General features: G+C 71.3%; 16 protein-coding genes. 7 read left to right on the forward strand and 9 right to left on the reverse strand.

Annotated elements, in window-relative coordinates:
• The 3 genes from ABD817_RS12985 to ABD817_RS12995 all read right to left on the reverse strand — a co-directional run.
• On the reverse strand, positions 1–658 hold a 658-nt coding region (locus ABD817_RS12985), incomplete at its 3' end, for a ricin-type beta-trefoil lectin domain protein (RefSeq protein ID WP_344918113.1).
• 366 nt (positions 659–1024) lie between these two features.
• Entirely contained in the window at positions 1025–2137 is a 1113-nt protein-coding gene (locus tag ABD817_RS12990; protein WP_344918114.1) for an RICIN domain-containing protein, read from the reverse strand.
• A gap of 152 nt (positions 2138–2289) precedes the next feature.
• Complete coding sequence (locus ABD817_RS12995; protein ID WP_344918115.1) at positions 2290–2631, reverse strand: hypothetical protein; 342 nt, start codon at positions 2629–2631, stop codon at positions 2290–2292.
• 1030 nt (positions 2632–3661) lie between these two features.
• On the opposite strand from ABD817_RS12995, the gene ABD817_RS13000 reads away from it, so the two are divergent.
• The 3 genes from ABD817_RS13000 to ABD817_RS13010 all read left to right on the forward strand — a co-directional run bounded on the left by ABD817_RS13000 (position 3662) and on the right by ABD817_RS13010 (position 8577).
• Positions 3662–4678 carry a LacI family DNA-binding transcriptional regulator gene (locus tag ABD817_RS13000; RefSeq protein WP_344918116.1) on the forward strand — a complete coding sequence of 339 codons (1017 nt, stop codon included), beginning with the start codon at positions 3662–3664 and terminating at the stop codon, positions 4676–4678.
• Positions 4679–5150: 472 nt separating this feature from the next.
• Positions 5151–7880, forward strand: a complete 2730-nt coding sequence (locus ABD817_RS13005; RefSeq protein WP_344918117.1) for a lectin — start codon at positions 5151–5153, stop codon at positions 7878–7880.
• A 280-nt stretch (positions 7881–8160) separates the two neighbouring features.
• Complete coding sequence (locus ABD817_RS13010) at positions 8161–8577, forward strand: glycoside hydrolase family 97 catalytic domain-containing protein (RefSeq protein WP_344918118.1); 417 nt, start codon at positions 8161–8163, stop codon at positions 8575–8577.
• Here ABD817_RS13010 and cutA read toward each other — a convergent pair.
• From cutA to ABD817_RS13040, 6 genes are all read right to left on the reverse strand, one after another.
• Entirely contained in the window at positions 8510–10900 is a 2391-nt protein-coding gene (gene cutA / locus ABD817_RS13015; RefSeq protein WP_344918119.1) for an aerobic carbon-monoxide dehydrogenase large subunit, read from the reverse strand. The genes ABD817_RS13010 and cutA overlap by 68 nt on opposite strands.
• A 160-nt stretch (positions 10901–11060) precedes the next feature.
• Complete coding sequence (locus tag ABD817_RS13020) at positions 11061–11537, reverse strand: (2Fe-2S)-binding protein (protein WP_344918120.1); 477 nt, start codon at positions 11535–11537, stop codon at positions 11061–11063.
• Complete coding sequence (locus ABD817_RS13025) at positions 11530–12399, reverse strand: FAD binding domain-containing protein (RefSeq protein ID WP_344918121.1); 870 nt, start codon at positions 12397–12399, stop codon at positions 11530–11532. Before ABD817_RS13025 ends, ABD817_RS13020 begins: the two co-directional genes overlap by 8 nt.
• A complete protein-coding gene (locus tag ABD817_RS13030; protein ID WP_344918122.1) occupies positions 12396–13787 on the reverse strand; it encodes a uracil-xanthine permease family protein in 1392 nt (463 codons plus the stop codon). The genes ABD817_RS13025 and ABD817_RS13030 overlap by 4 nt, the downstream gene beginning before the upstream one ends.
• A gap of 224 nt (positions 13788–14011) precedes the next feature.
• On the reverse strand, positions 14012–14227 hold the full coding sequence (locus tag ABD817_RS13035; RefSeq protein WP_344918123.1) for an RNA-binding S4 domain-containing protein: 216 nt from the start codon (positions 14225–14227) through the stop codon (positions 14012–14014).
• A 167-nt stretch (positions 14228–14394) separates the two neighbouring features.
• Positions 14395–15972 carry a PucR family transcriptional regulator gene (locus ABD817_RS13040; RefSeq protein ID WP_344918124.1) on the reverse strand — a complete coding sequence of 526 codons (1578 nt, stop codon included), beginning with the start codon at positions 15970–15972 and terminating at the stop codon, positions 14395–14397.
• A gap of 189 nt (positions 15973–16161) precedes the next feature.
• On the opposite strand from ABD817_RS13040, the gene ABD817_RS13045 reads away from it, so the two are divergent.
• The 4 genes from ABD817_RS13045 to ABD817_RS13060 all read left to right on the forward strand — a co-directional run bounded on the left by ABD817_RS13045 (position 16162) and on the right by ABD817_RS13060 (position 22350).
• Entirely contained in the window at positions 16162–17055 is an 894-nt protein-coding gene (locus ABD817_RS13045; protein WP_344918125.1) for an oxamate carbamoyltransferase subunit AllH family protein, read from the forward strand.
• A complete protein-coding gene (locus tag ABD817_RS13050) occupies positions 17042–18487 on the forward strand; it encodes an AllF/FdrA family protein (protein ID WP_344918126.1) in 1446 nt (481 codons plus the stop codon). Before ABD817_RS13045 ends, ABD817_RS13050 begins: the two co-directional genes overlap by 14 nt.
• A gap of 122 nt (positions 18488–18609) precedes the next feature.
• Positions 18610–20016: a YlbE family protein gene (locus ABD817_RS13055; protein ID WP_344918127.1), complete on the forward strand. Its 1407-nt coding sequence runs from the start codon at positions 18610–18612 to the stop codon at positions 20014–20016.
• 219 nt (positions 20017–20235) lie between these two features.
• Positions 20236–22350 (forward strand): serine/threonine-protein kinase, encoded by a 2115-nt coding sequence (locus ABD817_RS13060; protein WP_344918128.1) that lies wholly within the window; start codon positions 20236–20238, stop codon positions 22348–22350.
• Positions 22351–22395: the final 45 nt, after the last annotated feature.

Consider the following 22395-nt stretch of genomic DNA (forward strand, 5'->3'; position numbering starts at 1 on the left):
CGACCACGGTGAGGCTGGTGGACAGCGTGGTGCCGCTCACCGTCTTCATCTGCTGGCCGTCGTGGTAGACGTCATAGAAGGCCACCCCCACGTTGTCCGTCGAGGCGTTCCACGAAAACGTCACCGAATCACACGTCAGGTCGCTCACCCGAGGGCCACCCGGCACCGACGGGGGCTGGGTGTCGGCGCTCCCGGTGGACGTCGTCCACTTCTGGTTGCCGCGCCCGGTGCAGGTCCACAGCCCCACCAGGGTGCTGTTGGCCGTGCCCTCGCCGGTCACGTCCAGGCACAGGCCCGACTGCACGCCGGTGATGGTGCCGTCGGAGTTGATCCTCCAGCGCTGGTTGGCGCCGTTGTTGCAGGTGTAGATCTGCAGCGCCGCCGGGGCGGTGGTGTCCTGGCCGACCACGTCCAGGCACCTGGTGTCGCCGTACACCCGCAGCTCACCGGCCGCGGTGAGGTTCCAGGACTGGTTGGCCTGCCCGTTGCAGTCGTAGATGTTGACACCGGTTCCGGAGGCCGTGTTGTTGCCGATCACGTCGAGGCAGCGGCCGGAGGCCACGCCTACCACGGTCGCCGGCGCCGCCGTGGCGGGCGCCGCACCAGCCACCGTCATGGTGAGCGCGGCGGCCACCGCGGCCATCGCGGCCACCAGCACACGTGGCCATGACCTTCGGCGGTCGATCGAGGGGGGTGTTCGCACCGGTCCTCCAGGTTGAGATCATCGATGGGGCTTACAAGGCGAGGCGGGACGATCGTGGGCATCGCCGACCGCTGATGGCGACGCCGCCGTGTTGGGAGCGTCGTCCTGACCCACTCTCGCCGGGAAGATCAGTGGAAACCGTCCGCGGTTTCCGTTGTCGCGCGCTCTCGCACCTGCGGGGGCGTTTCGCGGTGGTGCGGAGTTCGTCGTGGCGCCGGCCGGTGAACCGGTCATGGCGTGGCACGCGGCCGATCAGGCCGAAGGGGTTCCCGGATGCTCAGCGCTGTGGAGGCGCCCGCGCGGGCGCCTCCACAGCGGGAGTCATCGTACGGACCAGCGTTGTGCCCCGGTGCCGTTGCACTCCCACAGCTGTACCAGCGTCCCGTTCACGGTCCCGCTCGCCGCCACGTCGAGGCACTTGCCCGACCCGGCGCCCACGATGGTGCCGTTCGTGTTGAAGGTGAACCTCTGCGCGGTCCCGCCGTTGCACGTCCAGATCTGCACCTTCGTGCCGTTGGCCGTGCCGTTGGCGTTCACGTCGAGGCAGCGGTCGCCGTAGACGCGCAGCTCACCGGCCGCGGTGCGGGTCCAGCGCTGGTTGGTCCCGCCGTTGCAGTCCCAGATGTGGATCTGCGCGCCGGGGGTGGTGCTGATCCCGGCGACGTCCAGGCAGCGGTTCGACTGCGGGTTGGACAGCGAGACGGCGGTGCCGACCGGTGGCACGGCCACCGGGTTGAGGCTGCCGGGCACCGCCCGCAGCGCGGCGAACCAGCGCTCGGCCATCTTGGCGTAGCCGCCCGCGTTCGGGTGCAGGCCGTCGGCGAGGTCGGCGGTGGTGAATCCGGTGTGCATGTCGACCAGGTGGGTCATCGGTCCCTTCTGCGCGACGATGCCGGGGACGGCGGCGTTGAAGGTCTGGATCCGCGCCTCCAGCGCGGGGTCGCCCGCCGGAACGATCTGCGCGACGAAGAGTTCGGCCACCGGCGCGTTGGCGCGGATCTTGTCGATGAGCGCCGACAGCCGGGCGGGAGCGCCCGCGACGTCGTAGTTCTGGTTCATGTCGTTGGTGCCTATGTGCAGCAGGATGGTACGGGGGGCGGAGTTACGCAGCCAGCCGACGATGTTCGCGTCGAGGTCGTTGATCCGCCACCCCGAGTGGCCCTCGTGGTCGTGGTCGCCGAGGGTGGACGGCCCGTTGAACCCGGACCCGACGAAGTCGACCGTGTACTGCCCGGCGACCAGCCGCTGCCACAGGTTGACGCGGTAGCCGCCGGGCACGTTGAACCCGTCGGTGATGGAGTCGCCGAGCGGCATGACCCGCACGCCGCCGTTCGACTCGGCCTGGGCCGGTGCGGCCGTCACCAGCGTCAATCCGGCCGCGGCGAGGGCGAACCCGAGCACGGCGGCCCAGAACCGCCTGAAGTTCCATCGCATGTCTGATCCTTTCGTCCGCACCGTCCCAGGGCAGGACCTCGACAGGCCGCCATGGCCGGAAGGGGTCCGCTGCGGCGAGGAGGGGTGCGTGTCGTTCGGGGGGTGGAAAGGAAAGGTCCGCTGCCGGACGGTGCCGCTGGAGCGGCCCACGATCAGAGCCGGATACCGCCGACCACGAGGTGTCCCGGACGGCCGGAACACTTCCAGGACGGCGGATCGACGAGCATGCCGCTCACTGGTGCGCGCCGCCGACCGATACCGCCGGTGCGCACCCGAATCCGGACCCCGCCTCCGCCGACGCTGCCCAGAATCTTCGGCATCGAGAGTGAGTCGCCGTCGGAGGTCGTCAGCCAGTTGGAGGACGTCGATGTCCTGATCCGGTTGCCTCCCGGCGCGGCGGACGTGACGGTCACCACTGACGCCGCAGTCGCGAGCCGGATGGCGAGCCCTGGAGAATGAGGCACAGCATGGGCGGAAGATGCCATCGTTTTCATCGTTACGGCTCCAGGATTCGGACAGACGTACTGTCACCGGACCGACGGGACATCGAATGCCGTAAGCAAAGAGTAAATTACTAACGTTTGTCAACGTTGTCTTCAAGATTGTTAGAAACGGCGACCACCCGCACGACAACGGCCACAGGCTTGACCGAAAGCGCGAGTCAGGCCGTGTGACCAGGCGTTTTACAGCCGCTCCCGCTCAGGTGACCGCACGTCCGGGCGGAGGCACTCCGGTCGCGGGACTGTTCTCGCAGAGCGCGGCCCACGTCATTCAGACGATAACCCGATAAAAACCGACATAAGTTACATTTATTAATATATGTCTCAATTATCCCTAAAGCGGACAAAGCTAGCATATAATCCTAATACGGCTGAGCCGTTACCGTGATAACGGTCGCTGGCTACTCACAGAGAGCGCTCTCTCGACCCTTGTCACCGGCCTCCTGGGAATCCGCCACTTCCAGGGGCCCTCCGCAAGAACATCGCGATCTATTTCCATCCTTCGATGTCCCATTCGGGACAACGATGTCCGTGCCCGCGGCAGAGGCACGTCAGGACACAGCCCCCCGACAGCCGGCCGCGCCGGGGACCGCGGCCGCGTGAGATCCGGCGCGAGCGCTCAGGACGGAGGGGTCCCGCCTGACGCTCTCCTCCGATTCCACCGCGCCGCACCTGAACGGTGCCAACGTGATGGGCAGGGCGATCAACCGCGATCGTTCGCGATCCGCGGGCGCCCGCCGAAGTGCTGACCGCCCGGCGTCCCGGCCGGAACCGGCGACCTCCGGTCGGCGTCGAGCCGAGCGGTTTCATCCTCGCCCTCGCCCCGGAACCGGACGGCGCCGATCGTCCCGGCTTCGGGTGGCCCCGTCGGCCCGTTCTCCTCGCCCCTGTTCACCGGCAGTGGACGGACCTGCGCCTGCCTTCACCGCGAAGCATTACATTTGACCTGGATACCATTGTCACCCTCGTCGTGGCGGATGAGCCGGATTGTGGGTGAGAGCGCGACCTCGGCGGGAGGACTTCGGTGGGCGGACAGGACAGGCCGCGAAGACCGACCGTCTCCGACGTGGCGGCCACGGCCGGTGTCAGCGTGAAAACGGTCTCCCGGGTCATCAACAACGTGCCGACGGTGCGGCCCGAGCTGGTCGAGCAGGTGCTCGTCGCGATCGGCGAGCTCGGGTTCCGGCGCAACGACATGGCCAGCTCGCTGCGCTCGGGCCGGCGGACCGCGACGATCGGGCTGATCATCGAGGATCTGGCCAACCCGTTCTACTCGGTGATCGCGGCGACGGTGGCCAAGGTCGCGCGCTCCTACGACACCCACCTGATCACGGTCAGCTCGGAGGAGGATCCCCGGCTGGAACAGCGGCAGTTCCTGGAGCTGTGCCAGCGCCGGGTGGACGGGCTGATCATCGTGCCCGCCGGATCGGACCACTCCTACGCCCGGCCCGAGATGGAGATGGGCATGCGGGTGGTCTTCCTGGACCGGCCACCGTCCGGCATCCTGGCCGACAGCGTGGTGATCGACAACGCGCGAGGGGCCCGGACCGGCGTCGAGGACCTGCTGGCGGCCGGGCACAGCCGGATCGGCGTCATCACCGACTCGCCGTCCATCTACACCGCGCGCGAACGCCTGTCCGGAGTGCGTACGGCGCTCACCGAAGCGGGTATCCCCTACGACGACTCCCTGATCCGGGTCGGGGTGACGCGTCCCGAGGAGGCCGTCCGCGTGGTCGCGGACATGCTCGACGGCGCCGACCCGCCCACCGCGTTCTTCACCGGCAACAACCGGATCACGGTCGGCGCCGTCCGCGAGCTCTGCCGCCGGGGCCACGACGCCGCGCTGACGGGCTTCGACGACTTCGAACTGTCCGCCCTCATGCCACGCTCGCTGAGCCTGATCGCCTACGACGTCCAGGAGCTCGGCCGGACCGCCGCGCTCCGGCTCTTCGACCGGATCGGCGGGGACGGCTCCTGGCCCTCGGAGACCGTGATCGGTACCAGGCTCGTCCGCCGCGGCGTGGAGCTGTTGAAGACCTGAACGGGGTCAGATGATGGGCGGGCGGCCGGTGCGGTTCGTTCACCAGGCCGTTCGTCGGGAGATGGGGCGGCGAACACCCTCGGCCCCGCGCCCCACCCCGTGAAACTCCTGGGCCGGAGCCAGAGGACGGCGGGTCTCTCTCGCGCGGAGAGGTCACGGCGGTCCAGGGCATCGGACGAGACCTGTCGGCACGGCGCCTCGGCCGCCCCAAGACAGGCCGTTTCCAGACATCGTTGTCAAGAACGACGTGAGGGACGTGACACGTCCATGATCTCCCCCGAATCGTTCACGCACTCTTAGCATCACCGTAATAGGCATGTGAACTGCACGGAAGAAGAAACCTTGACGAAAGCCGTTGACAGCGGCAAACCTCCATCCGATTATCCGATCAACTTCTTATTCATGACAACGATGTCCCCCCTCGGTGAACGGTCATCGCCGCATCGTTGTCGCTCCCCGCAGGAGGCACACCGTGCGTGCCCTACTCGTGCTCGCCCTCATCCTGACCGCCCTCGGAGTACCGGCGCCCGCCACCGCCGCGCACACCGCGGCTCGGCTCGCGATCAGCGACCCCGCCCAGTACGTCAACGCGTTCGTCGGCACCAAACCCGGCGGCCCGGACTTCGGGCACGGCGGCGGCGCCGGCAACACCTTCCCCGGCGCCGACGCGCCCTTCGGCATGCTGCAGTGGAGCCCGGACACGGTGACCTACCAGCACGGCGGATACCACTACGACGACAACCGGATCAGGGGATTCAGCCTGACCCACCTGTCCGGCCCGGGATGCGGCGACTTCGGCAACATCCCGTTCATGCCGGTCCTCGGCTCCTCCCCGGTGGGCAACTCGACCTTCAGCCACGCCAACGAGTCCGCGTCGCCCGGTTACTACTCGGTGACGTTCAACAATGGCCTGCGAACCGAGCTCACCACCACCGCCCGGTCCGGGATGGGCAGGTTCACCTATCCGGCGGGACAGCGGGCCTCGCTCTCGGTGGACGTCGCGAAGGCGTTCAACGCGGCCAGCGGCTCGCTCACCATCGGCACCGACACGATCTCCGGATACACCGACAGCGGCGGCTTCTGCGGCGCCGGAAACCGCTACCGCCTGTACTTCCACGCCGCGTTCGACCGCCCCTTCGCCACCTCGGGAGTGGCCGCGGCGGACGGCAAGGTCGACGAGACCAAGAAGACGATCGCCGGCGAGAGCGCCGGGGTGGCCCCTCCCGCGCCGAAGACCGCGAAACAGCAGGGAAAGGTGCGCGCCGCCGCCCCCACCACCGAGAGCGCGGATGCCCAGGCGCTCGCCGCGTCGGCGTTCGTCTCCTTCGACACCGCCACCCAGCGGACGGTCACGGTCCGGGTCGGCATCTCCTTCGTCAGCCTCGACGGCGCCAGGGCCAACCTCACCGCCGAGCAGGGATCGCGAGGATTCGACGAGATCAGGGCCGGTACCAGGGCGGCGTGGAACGACCTGCTCGGCCGCGTCTCGGTGACCGGCGGAACCGACACCCAGCGGCGCACCCTGTACACCTCGCTCTACCACTCGCTGCTGCACCCCAACGTGTTCAGCGACGCCGACGGCCGCTACATCGGCTTCGACAAGCAGATCCGCACCGTGCCGGCGGGCCGCGCGCAGTACGCCAACTACTCCGGCTGGGACGTCTACCGCTCCCAGATCGCGCTGATCGCGCTGATCGCGCCGAAGGAGGCGGCCGACATCGCGCAGTCGGCGATCAACCAGGGAGCCCACGCCGGCTACTTCGACCGCTGGACCGTCGCCAACGGCGGCACCGGGGTGATGAACGGCGACCCGCTGGCGATCATCATCTCGACCGCGCACGCCTTCGGGGCGACCGGCTTCGACAGCGCCGACGGGCTGCGCCGGATCGTGGCCGGCACCAAGGAGGTACGCCAGCGGCCGGGCTGGTTGCAGTACGACACCTACGGCTACGTGCCGACCGGGCTCGGTGACGTGTGGGGCTCGGCGTCGACCACACTGGAGTACACCAGCGCGGACTTCGCCATCTCCCAGCTCGCCAGGCGGATCGGCGACAACGCGACCGCCGAGACGTTCCTGCGGCGGGCGCAGAACTGGCGCAACCTCTTCAACTCCGGCAGCAAGTACCTGCAGCCCCGCAACACCGACACCACCTTCCCGTCGTTCAACCCGCTCCAGCACAACGAGTACGTCGAGGGCAACGCCGCGCAGTACACCTGGATGGTGCCCCACAACCACCGGGGCCTGTTCGACGCGATGGGCGGCAACGCCGCCGTCCTGTCCAGGCTGGACACCTTCTTCACCGAGCTGAACGGCGGGCCGGACAAGCCGTACGCCTACCTGGGCAACGAGCCGACCCTGAACACCCCGTGGGCGTACGCCTACGCCGGCGCTCCGCACAAGACCCAGGACGTGGTGCGCCGCGCATTGACGACGATCTTCAAGCCGACGCCGGACGGCCTGGTCGGCAACGACGACCTCGGCCAGATGTCGTCGTGGGCGGTCTGGGCCGCGCTGGGCATGTACCCGCAGGCCCCCGGTAAGGCCGACCTGGTGCTGGCCAGCCCGCAGTTCCCCGAGACCGTCATCACCAGGGGCAACGGCAAGGTCATCACCATCACCGCGCCGAACGCCTCCGACAGCGCCAAGTACGTGCAGAGCCTGCGGGTCAACGGGCAGACCTCGACCCGGCCGTGGCTGCCGGAGTCGTTCGTCGCCGCCGGCGGCACCCTCGACTTCACCCTCGGCACGACGGCGAACACCGGCTGGGGCGCTGCCGCGGGTGACGCGCCACCGTCCTACGACGTCGGCCCGACACCGCCGCGGTCCGGGGCGATCTCGGGGCTGTCGGCGAAGTGCCTGGACGCCGATCCGGCCACCGGCGCCAACGGCGCCCAGGTCCGGCTGTGGGACTGCAACGGAACGCCCGCCCAGCAGTGGACCCTCGCCTCCGACGGGACGGTCCGCGCGCTGGGCCGCTGCCTCGACGTCTCGCAAAGCGCCCGGACGAACGGGTCGAAGGTCCAGCTGTGGGACTGCAACGGCACCGGTGCCCAGCAGTGGTGGCCCAAGCCCGGCGGAACACTGGTGAACTCGCCGTCCGGACGCTGCCTCGACGTACCCGGCGCCAACCCCGCCAACGGAATCCAGCTGCAGATCTACGACTGCAACGCCTCGGCCGCCCAGGCGTGGCGTCTGCCATGAAACACCGGGGTGGTCCGGCTCGCCGTACCGGCGGGCCGGACCACCCCGTCATGGGGTGCCCACAGACAGCGCCGCCCGCGTCGGCTGGGTCACGCGCTCAGGTGCGGCGGTCACGAGACCGTGAATCTCCGCTGATCACCGGTCGCGCCGTGCCCCAGTCGCCCCAGTCGCCCCAGTCGCGCCGTGCCGACCTGCCGGTGGGGCGTGACGTCCACCCCCGTCCGATCCCCCCGGACACCGACACGCGTCAAGGCAAACCGCTCTTTCCCTTGTTCCTCCGATGTGTGTCAGCCCTGGTACTCCCGGCGGCGATCATCGTCGCCAGCCCCGCGCCGACCGCCGCGGCCACCACCTGGACGGTCTGTCGAAGGTGGCCGACACCTCCTGGATCAGGCCCGGCGCGGTCGCCTGGTCCTGGCTGACCGAACACTCCAGCCCGTCGGACCAGAACCGGCAGCGGCAGTACATCGACTTCGCCCAGCGCAACGGCTGGGGTTACGTCCTGATCGACGAGGGCTGGTCCTCCGGCTGGGCCCCCGACGTCATCGCCTACGCCAGGGCTCGGAACGTCCAGGTCGAGGCAGTCCGGCGACCGTTCGCGCCGTACGCGCCACGGAGGTTCGCGGACGTCAGCCCGTGGCGGCGCGGCGCAGGTCGAACAGGTCCGACGGGGAGATGGGCATCCTGTCGATCCTGATCCCCTCGGCGTCCTCGATCGCCGAGGCGAGCACCGCGGAGACCGGGATGACGCCCGCCTCGCCCGCGCCCTTGATGCCGAGGGGGTTGAGCGGGGACGGGGTCTCCAGGTGGGCGGTCTCGATGAGGGGCACCTCGGTGGCGTACGGCATCAGGAAGTCCATGAAGGAGGCGTTCAGCAGCTGGCCGTGGCCGTCGTAGACCATCTTCTCGTACAGGGCGCCGCCGACGCCCTGGGCGACCCCGCCGTGGATCTGGCCCTCGACGATCATCGGGTTGATCAGCTTGCCGCAGTCGTGCACGACGGCGTAGCGCAGGACGCGGATCTCGGCGGTGAGCGGGTCGGTCTCGACGATGGCCGCGTGCATGCCGGAGGCGAAGGTCGAGCGGATCGGCGAGTAGTAGTCGCGGCCCTCCAGCCCCGGCTCCTCCCCCTCGGCCACCGGAGGCCGGTCGTAGGAGGCGGCGCCCGCGAACTGGGTGGCCCTCGCCGCCTCCTCGTCGAAGGCGTAGCGCAGCGGGTTGGACAGCACCGCCACGGTCGCCAGCGGGATCGAGGCGCCCGGGGTGCCCGCCACCCGTACCTCCCCGTCGACGATCTCCAGGTCGCGGGGGTCGGCCTCCAGCGCGTCGGCGGCGATCCGCAGGGCCTTCTCCCGCACCTTCCTGCAGGCCAGGGCGATCGCGTTGCCGCTCATCACCGCGGCGCGCGAGGCGAACGTGCCGACCGCGTAGCCGAACCTGCGGGTGTCGCCGGTGACGACCGAGACCCGTTCCATCGGCACGCCGAGCTCGGACGCCGCGATCTGCGCGAACACCGTCTCGTGGCCCTGCCCCTGCGAGGTGAGCCCGGTGGAGACGTGCACCCGGCCGTCGGAGGTGATCTGGACGTGCCCGCCCTCGTACGGGCCGACGCCGGTGCCCTCGACGTAGCAGCCGACGCCGATCCCGACCGTGCGGCCCTCCTCGGCGGCGCGGGCCTTCAGCGCGGGGAAGTCGTCCCAGCCGATCAGCTCCTTGAGCATCCGCAGCGACTCGGGGTAGTCGCCGCTGTCGTAGATCAGCGGGCGGCCGTCCTGGAAGATCAGGCCCTGGTCGTAGGGGAACTCGTCGGGCTGGATGAAGTTGGCCGCGCGCACCGCCGTGCGGTCGGCCCCGAGGTACTCGGCGATGTGGTCCATGGTGCGCTCCATGCAGAAGACCCCCTGGGGGCGGCCCGCGCCCCGGTACGGGGTGACCTGCACGGTGTTGGTGTAGATCGAGGAGAACTCGACCCGGTAGGCGCCGATCCGGTAGGGACCGAGCAGCTGGGTGGAGGTGATGATCGGCACGATGATCCCGTACGGCGTGTAGGCGCCGTGGTCGTGCAGGATCTCGACGTCCAGGCCGAGCACCCGGCCCTCGTCGTCGAAGCCGACCCGGACCGACTGCACCTGGGCCCGCTCGTGCGCGGAGGAGACGAAGTGCTCGCGCCGGTCCTCGGTCCACTTGACCTCGTGGCCGAGCGTGATCGCCGCCCACGGGACGAGGATCTCCTCGGGCCACGGGTGCACGATCTTCACGCCGAACCCGCCGCCCACGTCGGGGGCGATCACCTCGACCTTCGGCAGCGGCAGGCCGAGCTTGGCCGCGATCGCCATGCGGACGCTGGTGGAGGTCTGGGTGCTGGAGTGGACGCGCAGGGAGTGGTCGTCGGCGTCCCAGCGGGCGTGCACGCCGCGTCCCTCCAGCGGCATGGACGCGCTGCGCTCGATGTCGAGCCGGAAGGACAGCGTGTGCGGCGCGGCGTCGATGGCCTCGCGCGCGCCGAGCCCGGCGGCCGAGGGCACCTCCTGGACCAGGTGCGCGCCGACGTTGCCCGGCACGCCCTCGTGGACGAGCTGGGCCGACTGCGCGGCCTCCTCCACGCCGACCACCGGCTTGAGGATCTCGTAGTCGACCTGGATGAGCGCGCAGGCGTCCTCGGCGAGGTAGCGGTCACGGGCGACGACCATCACGACGGGCTCGCCGACGTGCCTGACGATCTCGCGGGCCAGCGGGTACGCGGTGCGGCCGTGGGTGAGCGCCGGGTGCGGGATGAGCAGCGGCAACGGCTGGGCGAGCGCGCCGGGGAGGTCCTCCCAGGTGTAGATCGCCACCAGTCCCTCGACCTCGACGGCGGCCGAGACGTCGATGTCGCGGATCCTGGCGTGGGCGTGCGGGGAGCGGACGAACGCCGCCTCCAGCGCCCCGGCTCCCAGGTCGTCGACGTAGCGGCCCCCACCGGTCAGCAGCCGGGGGTCCTCGCGGCGCCGGACCGGTTCGCCGAACAGTTTCGTGGTCATGATCGCCTCACCTGACGGCTCGCCGGGGCGTGTCTCCGGCCTCGCTCACCCGAAAACCCCCTGAACTCACCGGGGAACCCTTTGAGCCCACCCGGGGATTCGCCGTACGCGCTCATGGACACTCCGTACCCACTGTGCCCGCTGTACCCACTGTGCCCGCTCACGGCTCCTCCGCCATGATCTCGGCCGCGCGGTGGACGGACTTGACGATGTTCTGGTAGCCCGTGCACCGGCACAGGTTGCCGGAGATGCCCTCCAGCACCTCCTCGTCGGTCGGCGCCGGGTTGTCGCGCAGCAGCGCGGTCACCGTACACAGGAAGCCGGGGGTGCAGAAGCCGCACTGCAGGCCGTGGCACTCGGCGAAGGCCCGCTGCACCGGCGAGAGCGTGCCGTCGGCGTCGGCGAGTCCCTCGACGGTGGTGATGTCGCGCCCGTCCACGGTGACCGCGAACGTGAGGCAGGAGCGGACGGGCTCGCCGTCCAGCAGCACCGTGCAGCACCCGCAGACCCCGTGCTCGCACCCGACGTGCGTACCGGTCAGGCCGAGGTCGTGCCGCAGGCAGTCGGACAGCAGCCGCCGGGCCGGGACCTCTGCCTGCCGGAGCACCCCGTTGACGGTCAGCGTGATCTCATGCATCCGCGGCCTCCCTGGCGGCGTCACGGAGTGCCTGCTCGGTGAGGACTCCGGCGAGGTGCCGCCGGTAGGCGGCGGTCGCGTGGATGTCGGCGTCGGGGTCGGCCCGTTCCCGTACGGCGCGGGCCGCCGAGGCCCAGTCGGCCGAGGCGGACGGGCGGTGGCCGACCGCCTCGGAGACGTCGACGAGCAGCGGGACGGGCCCGAGGCTCACGCACGCCACCGTGGCCGAGGTGATCCTCAGGTCGTCGTCCAGGACGACCTGCGCCGCGATCCCGGCGAGGGCGTAGTCGCCGTGCCGCCGGGCGACCTCGCGGAACGCGGTGCCCGAGCGCGGGGGCCGCGCGGGGAAGAACGCGGAGACGGCCAGCTCCCCCGGGTCGATCGCCGACTCCAGCGGGCCGGTGAAGAAGTCCTCCGCGGGGACGTCCCTGACGGCGCCGGGCCGCGCCAGCCGTACCGAACCCCGCAGCAGGGTGAGGACGGCGGGCAGCTCGGCGGCGGGGTCGGCGTGGGCCAGACTGCCGACGACGGTTCCCCGGTTGCGGATCACCGGGTGGGCCACCAGCCGGAGCGCCCTGCCCAGCAGCGGCTGGGCGGCGGCGGCCGGTTCGTGCCGTTCCACCTGGGCGTGCCTGGCGAGGGCGCCGACCCGGACGCCCTCCGGCCCGACGTCGACGAACGCCAGCTCGGACAGCCGGTTGATGTCGATCAGGTGGGCGGGGGCGGCCAGCCGCATGTTCAGCATCGGGATCAGGCTCTGCCCCCCGGCGAGCACCTTGCCGTGCTCCCCGGTCCCGGCGAGGGCGTCGAGCGCCTCGCCGAGGGAGCGGGGAGCGTGGTATTCGAACGGGGGTGGCTTCACCCGGTGACCTCTCGTCGCAGCTCGGACACCTCCTTCGGACCGGCGCCGCCACCGGCGCCGCCCCGCCCGGCGATGACCCGGAGCAGGTGGTAACCGGCCACCACCACGATGGTGCCGAGGGCGATGCCCTCCAGCGTGAAGTCCGAGCTGATCATATGCTTGACCGGGCCGATGGCGAGGATGATCCCGGCCCCGATCGGGACGAGGTTGACGGGGTCGGAGAAGTCGACCCGGTTCTCGATCCAGATCTTCGCGCCGAGCAGGCCGATCATGCCGTACAGGATGACGGTGATGCCGCCGAGCACGCCGCCCGGCGTGGCGGCGACCAGCGCGCCGAACTTGGGGCAGAGGCCGAACAGGATCGCGATGACGGCGGCGATGTAGTAGGCGGCCGTGGAGTAGACGCGGGTGGCGGCCATCACGCCGATGTTCTCGGCGTAGGTGGTGGTCGGGGAGCCGCCGAAGGCGCTGGCGACGACGGTGGCGGCGCCGTCGGCGGCGACCGCGCGGCCCATGTACGGGTCGACGTCTGTCCTGGTCATCTCGCCGACGGCCTTGACGTGGCCGACGTTCTCGGCGACCAGCGCGATCACCGCGGGAAGGACCAGCAGTACGGCGGAGAACCTGAAGTCGGGGAAGTGCATGCTCGGCAGGCCGATCCAGTCGGCCGCCGCCACGCCCTCGAAGCTCACCCTGGGGTGCGTGTCGATCGCGCCGGTGCCCGCGTTGAAGGCGGTGATGTTCCCGAAGACCCTGTCGGCGCCCCAGGAGAGGACGAAGCCGATGATCAGGCCGAGCAGGATGCCGATCCTGCCGATGAACCCCTTGAAGAGCACGATGATGACGAAGGTGACGGTCATCGTGATCAGGGCGATCCACTGGTCCTGCGGCCAGTAGATGTCGGCGACGACGTACGCCAGGCCGAAGCCGATCAGCATGACGACGGCGCCGGTGACGACCGGCGGGAAGACGCGGTTGATGATCTGTACGCCGAGGAAGTGGATGGCCACGCCCACGAGCGCGAGGACGAATCCGGCGACGAGGATGGCGCCGGTGACGAGCGCGTCGGTGGCGGGCGTGTCACCGCCCATCAGCGCCCGGATCGCGAGCACGCCGCCCACGAACGACGCGCTGGTCCCGAGGTAGCTGGGGACCTTCCCCTTCACGATGAGCAGGAACATGATCGTTCCGACGCCCGAGAACATGATGGCGACGTTGGGGTCGAGTCCCATCACCAGGGGGAAGACGAAGGTCGCGCCGAACATCGCGACGACGTGCTGCGCCCCGAAGCCGACCATCCGCGGCCATGACAGCCGCTCGTCGGGTCTGACCACCTCTCCGGGAGCGAGTGTCTTCCCGTCGCCGTGTTTCGTCCAGCCTGCAACCATCGAGCCCCTACCTTTCACCGGGCCGTCGGTCGGTGACCACCCCGCGGGCTCCCTCCGGCGAATCCCCTTCTACAACCGTTGCGGGCACGTTAGGACCGAAGCCATGCCCTTACACCGTCATGATCTGCCAAATCTGGGCGGCCGACCAGGGGACACCTCGCGCACGGCGTACCCGCCGCCCCGGTGAGGAGCGCGCGCGGCCCCGGGCCACGGGAGCGCGCGCGCTATTTCCCGACCACGTGGATCTCGAAGCCGTCGCCGGTCACCACCTGGCCGTCGCGGATCTTGCAGGTCTTGCGGAGCTCGACCTCGCCGTCCACCAGCACGTTGCCGTCGGCGATGAAGTGCTTGGCCTGGCCGCCCGTCTCGGCGACGCCGCAGTATTTGAGCAGGTCGCACAGCGGGATGTACTCGGTTTCCAGCTCGAAGGTCTCGTTCACGCCGAACAGCTTAGATCCCGCGTGCGCGCGGGACGCGGACGCTCCTCGCCGCCACCGGTCCCGGCCGTGGGGTCTCGCCGCCGGACGCCGCCGTCTTCCGGCTGTGAGACCTCGCCGCCGGACGCCGCCGTCTTCCGGCTGTGAGACCTCATCCCCGGACGCCGCCGTCAGATCCCGCGCATCCGCAGGACGTGCAGGGCGAGGGTGAGGTTCAGCCGCAGGTGGGCGTCCTCGGTGAAGCCGCCGAGCATGCGCTCCAGCTTGCCGATCCGATAGCGCAGCGTGTTGTAGTGGAAGTGCAGCCTGCGCGCCGTCTCGGCCACGTTGAGGTTGGTCTCCAGCAGCACCTGCAGCGTACGGCGCAGGTCGGCGTTCTCCGCGTCGTCGTCGGAGGCGAGCGGGCCGAGGGTCTCGCGGACGAAGGCGTGCAGCTCGGAGGTGTCGTTGACCAGGGACAGCAGCCGGTAGACGCCGAGCTGGTCGAAGTGCGCGACCGCGCCGTTGCCGTGGAGCTGGCGGCCCACCCGCGCGGCCTTCAGCGCCTGGCCGTACGCCTCGGGCAGCGCCTCGGCCCCGATGGCGGTGCGGCTGGCGCCGGTGGAGAAGGTGGCGGGCAGGGACTCGGCGAAGGCCGCGGCGGCGTCCTTGGCGAGGCGGCCCGCGTCGACGGACGCGTCCACGATGGTGACGACCTCGTGGGAGAACCCGGCCACCGCGCCGCGCGCGTCGTGGCGGCGCATCGCACCGGTCCAGCAGGTGACGAGGCGGTCCTGGGCGGCGCGCTCGTCGCCCTCGGGGTCGAGCTCGGCCACCAGCACGGTGACCGGACGCTGCAGGTCCCAGCCGAAGGCCCTGGCCCGGGAGGCGACCCGCTCGGAGCCCCCGGCCCTGCCGGTGAGCACGTCGCGCAGGAAGTCGGCGCGGTACTTGCTCTCGACGGCGTTGACCGCCTCCTGCCGGGTCACCACCAGCGCGGCGACCGTGGCGGCACGTTCCAGGATGCCGACGTCGCCGTCGCCGATCGACCCGGCCGGGCCGTGGGCGACGATCCTGCCGTGGTGGTGGCCGCCCGCCACGACCGGCACCGAGGCGTGGTGCCCGGGGGCCTCGGAGGTCTCGGCGGCCTCGCGCAGCGCGGCCATGTGCTCGACGGGCCCGGCAGCGGCCAGCACGTGGCCCATCCCGTCCAGCACGGCCACCCCCACGCCCAGCAGCCCGGCGACCTCGGCCGTCACCTCGCGCAGCCCGCCCCCGGCGAGCACGACCTGGACCAGCGCCCGGTGCGCCTCCTCCGCCCTGGCCAGCACGGCGGCCTGGCGATTGAGGATGTCGGTCAGCACCTGGTTGAGGATGTCGTCGAAGCCGACGTCGTCGGGAAGCTGGATCAGCGGGAAGCCCAGCCGGTCGGCCTGCTCCACCATCTCCTCGGGCAGCTCGTCGAGATAGCGGCCGAGCTTGATGGCGAGCGCGGCCAGGCCGCGCTCGTCGAGGTCGGCCACCAGCCTGCCGAGCGACTGGGGGGTGTTGCGCAGCGGGTATCCGGTGGTGAGCAGCAGTTCGTGCGGCTTGACCCAGGCCAGGACGTCGGGCACCTCCATCACGTTGAGGCGCTGCACGACGCGGTCCAGGCCCCGCTCCCCCGCGATCAGCCGGGCTCCCGCCAATGTCGAGACGCCGAGGACCTCGCCGACGGCGACGCCGTGAATGATCGTTCCGGTGCTCGCCGGGCGTACGGGGGGTTCCATGAGGTGATTGTGACTGATGGACCCGTCTGTCAGGAAGAGCCAACCTTTGAGCAGACTGTTGGCATCTTTCTCCGTACGGCCTGCGTCCACGCCCGTTCTACCGTCGGCTCAATGGATGGGGGAGTCCGTGAGCGAGCGAACCGCTGGAGAGAGCACCTTCACACCCACGGGGCCTGCCGAGGAGCGCTCATGACCGTTGGAACACGCCCGAGGGCGCAGCGCGTGGACGTACGGACGCACCGGACCGGTGCGGCCAGCACGGCCCTGCGCCAGATGCTGGAGGCGCCCCGCCGCCCGGCGCGGGTGCTGGCGGCCTTCCCCTCCGGCGTCTACCTTGAGGTACGCACCGAGCTGGAACCGCAGGTCATCGCGGTGGTGACCGGGGAGGCCACCCGCCTGCCCAACGCCATGGTGGTGACCGACCCGATGCCGCGCGTCGCGGTGGGCGACGAGGCGTCCGTCGGAGACGGCTCGATCGACGTCGGGCGGCTCAGCCTGCGGGCCCACCGCTGGTGGAACCCGGCTCCACCGCTCGGTGCCGTGGACGTGGCGCGCTTGGCCCGCTCGCTGCCCGCGATGGCGGAGCTGTGCGAGCGGTCGCCGAGGCGTCCGGGGCTGGAGGGCAACGGCGCGGCCGGTCTGCTGGCCCAGGGCTGCGCCGAGGGCTCGCTGCTCAAAAGCGTGGTGGCCGCCGAGCAGCTGGTCGGGCTGGGCCCGGGGCTCACGCCGAGCGGTGACGACGTGCTCGCGGGGCTGCTGGTCGCGCTGCACCACCTGGGCGGCGCGACGGGCGCGGGCCGCGCCGTGTGGCTGGCCGGTTGGCTGGCCGCCGCGGTGACCTTCGACGTGCGCGGCAGGACCACCCCCATCTCGGCGGCGCTGCTGCACTGCGCCGCCCGGGGCGAGGCCAGCGGCGAGGTGCTGGCCGTGCTGCGGGGCCTGGCGGGACGGCAGTCCCTGGAGGCGGCGCTGCACCGCCTCCTGCAGCTGGGCCACACCTCCGGGGCGGACCTGGCGTGGGGACTGCGGATCGGGCTCGCGGCGGTGATCGATCTGGAAGGCGGGGGCGATGGCGAGTACTGATGTGGTCCGGACGCGCACGGGGGTCTACCACGACTCCGTGAGCCTGATGCGGGTCAGCCGCGCGGCGACCGCGCTGTCCGGCGTGGAGGTCGCGGTGGTGGCGATGGCCACGGAGCTCAACCTCGGGATCGCCGCCGAGCTGGGTTTCGACCTGCCCCCGGCCGGTCCCGCCGACCTGCTGATCGCGCTGCGCGGCGAGGTGGACGCCCTGGAGGCCGCGTCGGCGGAACTGGACGGGCTGCTCGCCGCGCTGTCGGCCCCGTCCCCGGGTGGCGGCGGTGACGGCGGTGGCGCGGGGCGCCCCCCGCGTACCGTCCGCGCCGCGGCCCGCGAGCACGCCGCCACCCTGGCCCTGGTCTCGGTGCCCGGCCCGCACGCGTTCGCCGAGGCGCTGGACGCGGTCGAGGCGGGCCTGTCCGTGATGATCTTCAGTGACAACGTGCCGGTCGGGCAGGAGGTGCTGCTCAAGAGGCGTGCCGCCGAGCGCGGCGTGCTGGTCATGGGTCCCGACTGCGGCACCGCGGTGATCGGCGGGGCGGGTCTCGGCTTCGCGAACGTCCTGCGGCCGGGCCCGGTCGGGCTGGTGGCCGCCTCGGGGACGGGGGCGCAGCAGGTGAGCTGCCTGCTCGATCTGGCGGGGGTGGGGGTGTCCCACGTGCTGGGCGTGGGCGGTCGCGACCTGTCCTCGGACGTGGGCGGGCTGTCCACCCTGCGCGCCCTGGAGGCCCTCGACGCCGACCCCGCCACCGAGCTGATCGTCCTGATCTCCAAGCCCCCGGCCCCCGAGGTCGCGCGGGCCGTCGAGGAGGCCGTCGCGAAACTCGGCACGCCGGTCGTGACCGCGCTGCTCGGTCCCGGCCAGGACGATCTGACCTCGGTGACCGAGGCCGCCCTGCGCGTCCTCGGCGTCCCGGTCCCCACCTGGCCCTCCTGGCCCGCCTCGGCCGCGGCGCCGGAACACCCCGGGACGACCGGCGCCGGGACCGGGACCGGGACCGGAGGAAACGTGCGGGGGATCTACTCGGGCGGGACGCTGTGCGTGGAGGCGCGGCTGATCGCCGGGACCGGCGAGTTCACCGACTTCGGCGACGACGCCTACACGGTGGGCAGGGCCCACCCGATGATCGACCCGGCACTCCGCCTGGAGGCCCTGGCCGAGGTGCCGCCCGGCGACGTCGTCCTGCTCGACGTGGTACTCGGCCACGGCGCCGACCCCGACCCCGCCGCCAGGCTCGCGCCCGCGATCGCCGAGGCCGTCGCGAGAGGCGTCACGGCGGTGGTCGCGCTGGTCGGCTCCGAGGGCGACCCGCAGGGGCTGACCACGCAGGCCGAGGCCCTGAACGCGGCGGGGGCCACGGTGTTCACGTCCAACGCCGGGGCCGCCGGGTACGCCGCGCGCGCGGCCACCAGGGTCGACGCGAACGCTCGTTGACCGGCCGTTCGCCCGAGGCCGGAGGTTTCCGGGCTCGTTCCAGGCTCGGGTTCCGGGCTCGGGTTCCGGGCTCGGGTTCGGGCTCGGCTTCCAGGTTCGGGTTTCAGGTTCAGGGAGAATCGATGACGTTGTCCATGCTTTCCGGTGAGCCGGAAGTGATCACCGTGGGGGCCGGCGTACTCGGCGAGGCGCTGGACGCGCAGGCCGTCCCGCGGGTCCGGGTGGACTGGCGCCCGCCGATGCCCGGCACCGAGGCGGACCTGGCCAGGGTGCTCGCCGACCCGCGCCGGGTCCGTGCCAACGAGACGGCCGTGGGCCGCCTGGTCTCGGCGCGCCCGCAGCTCGTCGGGGTACGGCCCGCGCACGAGGTGCTCGACCTGCCGAAGGGCACGTTCCTGCACGCGGGCCCGCCGATCGAGTGGGAGCGGGCGTCGGGGCCGATGCGGGGCGCGCTCATCGGGGCGATGCTGCTGGAGGGACTGGCCGCCGACGCCGAGGAGGCCGAAAAGCGGCTGGCCGCCGGGCAGGCCCGGTTCGACTCCTGCCACCACCACCGGACCGTCGGGCCGATGGCGGGCGTGGTCACCCCGTCGATGTGGATGTTCGAGGTACGCGACGCCGAGCACGGCGGCACCGCCTACTGCTCGCTCAACGAGGGCCTGGGCAAGGTGCTGCGGTACGGCGCGTACGGCCCCGAGGTGCTGGAGCGGCTGCGCTGGATGGCAGAGGTGCTCGGCCCGGTGCTCCAGGCCACCCTGGAGCGGAGCGGGCCGCTCGACCTCGGGTCGCTCGCCGCGCAGGCCCTGCAGATGGGCGACGAACTGCACAACCGCAACCGCGCCGCCACCTCGCTGATGGTGCGCGAACTCGCCCCCCACGTGGTGGAGGCCGCCCCCGGCCACGCCGCCGAGGTCCTGCGCTTCGTCAACGGCAACGACCACTTCTTCCTCAACGCGGGCATGGCCGCGTGCAAGGTCAGCGCGGACGCCGCGCGGGACGTCCCCGGCTCCACGATGGTCGTCGCGATGGCCCGCAACGGCACGGATTTCGGGATCCAGGTCTCCGGGCTGGGCGACCGCTGGTTCACCGGCCCCGCGGGCGTGCCGGACGGCCTCTATCTGGGCGCGTACGGCCCCGACGACGCCAATCCCGACATCGGCGACTCGACGATCACCGAGACGGCGGGGCTGGGCGGCTTCGCGATGGCCGCGGCCCCGGCGATCGTGCGGTTCGTCGGCGGGAACGTGTCGGACGCGATGGCGGCCACCCGGTCCATGTACGAGATCACCCTGGCCGAGCACCCCGCGTACCAGATCCCGGGGCTGGACTTCCGGGGCACGCCGGTCGGCGTCGACGTCACCCTGGTCGCCAGGACGGGCCTGCTGCCCACCGTGAACACCGGTATCGCCGGACGGGTCGCGGGAACCGGACAGGTCGGCGCGGGCCTGGTCAGCCCGCCCGCCTCGGCCTTCACCTCGGCCCTGGCCGCGCTGGCCGAGGCAGCCGATCATGAACATGCGTCTACATAGCGATCTTTCGTCTATTAAGATTGGGTAAAGCTGACAATTTCTCCATCCGCCGGTAGCATTCGGCGACGTCAGAGCGCGGACGCAGGCTCAGTGATCTGAAGGACACCGATCCTGACAAATACCGTCACGCGCCTTCTCAGCATGCAAACTTCCATAACCAAATGCCATCCCGATATCGTGTCCGCACTCACAGGGGTTGGTTATGGGGAACGGGGAACGATGACCGATCGCTTGCTCGGGAGAAACCCCCAGGGGCCTGAGGGCGGCGATTCCGCTGGAGGAACACCGGAGGGCCAGGGCAGGCTGGTGGGCAGGCGCTACCGCCTGGTGTCGCCGGTCGGCCGTGGCGGGATGGGCATGGTGTGGCACGCGCACGACGTCCTGCTCGACCGGGACGTCGCGGTCAAGGAGCTGATCCTCCCCTACGGCCTCGACCACGCGGGCACGCAGGGAGCCCACCGGCGGATGCTCCGCGAGGCCCGCTCGGCGGCCCGGCTCAGCCACCCCGGCATCGTCACCGTCCACGACGTCGTCGAGGAGGACGGCCGCCCCTGGATCGTGATGGAGCTGGTCCGCGCCTGGTCGCTGGAGCAGGCCGTGCGGCAGAGCGGGCCGCTGCCGGTGGTCCAGGCCGCCGAGATCGGCGTCCGGGTGCTCGACGCGCTCCGCCACGCCCACGCCGCCGGGATCATGCACCGCGACGTCAAGCCGGGCAACGTGCTGCTCACCTCCGACCGGGTGGTGCTCACCGACTTCGGCATCGCCGCGATCGAAGGAGACGTGGCGATCACCCAGACCGGCCTGATGATGGGCTCCCCCGCCTACATCCCGCCGGAGCGGCTGTCGGGCCAGCCGGTCACGCAGTCCTCCGACCTGTGGTCCTTCGGCGCCACGCTGTACGCGGCGGTCGAGGGACGGCCCCCCTACGAGGGGCCGGACGCGGTGGCCGTGCTCGGCGCGATCCTCACCCAGGAGCCCAGCCGGCCGCAGCGGGCCGGTGCCCTGATCACCGTCATCGAGGGCCTGCTCCGCAAGAACCCCGCCGACCGGATGAGCGCCTCACAGGTGTCGGACCTGCTCGACCGGGTGCTGCGCAGCCACGGCTCCAGCACCCCGAACCGCGCGCCCGCCCCCTCGCCCTCGTCGATGCCGGTCCCGGGCGACTCCATACCGATCCACCTGATGCCCCCGCTGAACGTACCGTCGGGGCCGATGCCCTCCCGGATCATCGAGACGCCCTCGGGCCCGATCCGGGTGCCGTACACCAACGACTCCTCAGGCTCCCACGACGCGCTCTCCGGCCCCTCGGGATCCCACCGCGCGGACCTGCTCTCCTTCCCCGCCACCGGCTCCGGCGGGTTCCCGCAGGCGGGCGGGCCGCGGTTCGACGCGATCACCGGCCTGACCGGCGAGCACCAGCGCGGCTACGACGCGCTGCGCAGCACGGCGACCGGCCCCGACGGCAACCCGTTCGACCCGCTGACCAGCTTCTCCGGCGACCTGCCCGCCGCGCCGCCGTCAGCACCGCCGTCAGCGCCCCCCTCATCGCCACCGGCCGCGCCGCGTCGCGGGCGGAGCGAGGCGTCCAAGGCCCGCGAGGCGGCGCTCTGGCCTGCCCCCACCTCGCGGGAGGCGTCCTCCCGCGCCGTACGGGACTCGCAGTCCATGACCTCGCCCAGCCGGAACGGGGCACGCGGGAACGCGCGCCGCGCCCAGGGAGACGGCGGGGGCGGCCCCGACGTCCGCCTGCTGATGCTCGGCGGGGGCGGCGTGCTGGCCATCGTGGTCGCCGGGCTGCTCGTCTTCCTGCCCGGCGGAAACTCCGACACCCCGGTCTCCACGATCCCGTCCACGGCGACCTCCACGGCGGCCGACCCGGTGACCTCCGCCGCGCCGAGCGAGGAGATCCCCGAGGGGTTCAAGCTGGCGAACGTCGCCGGCGTCTCCGGCGCGGTGCCCGGCGACTGGACGGTGAAGGAGAGCCCCGGCGGAACGGTCACCTTCACCGGGCCGAAGAGCGGCGGGCAGAGCATCGTCGTCGTCGAGGTGCCGGTCACGGATCCGGTGACGGCACTCAACAAGGCGAGCAGGAAGGGCCTCGACGAGTACACCGAGGTCGGCGTGACGGCGGTGAACTACCGCACGTGGAGGGCCGCGGACTGGGAGTACACCTACGTCCAGCCCAACGGCGTCCCGATGCACGGGCTGACGCGCTACGTCGCCCTCAACGGCCGGACCGCCTACCAGATCACGTTCAAGGTCCAGGACCTGGACTGGGAGAAGAACTCGGACATCCTGGAGACGTTCTTCGCCACCTTCACCTCGATCGGCTGACCTCGTCCACCGTCCCGTCACCCCCCATCCCCGCCCGCCGTCCCG

Source organism: Streptosporangium oxazolinicum, from assembly GCF_039537505.1.
GTDB classification, from domain to species: Bacteria; Actinomycetota; Actinomycetes; order Streptosporangiales; family Streptosporangiaceae; genus Streptosporangium; species Streptosporangium oxazolinicum.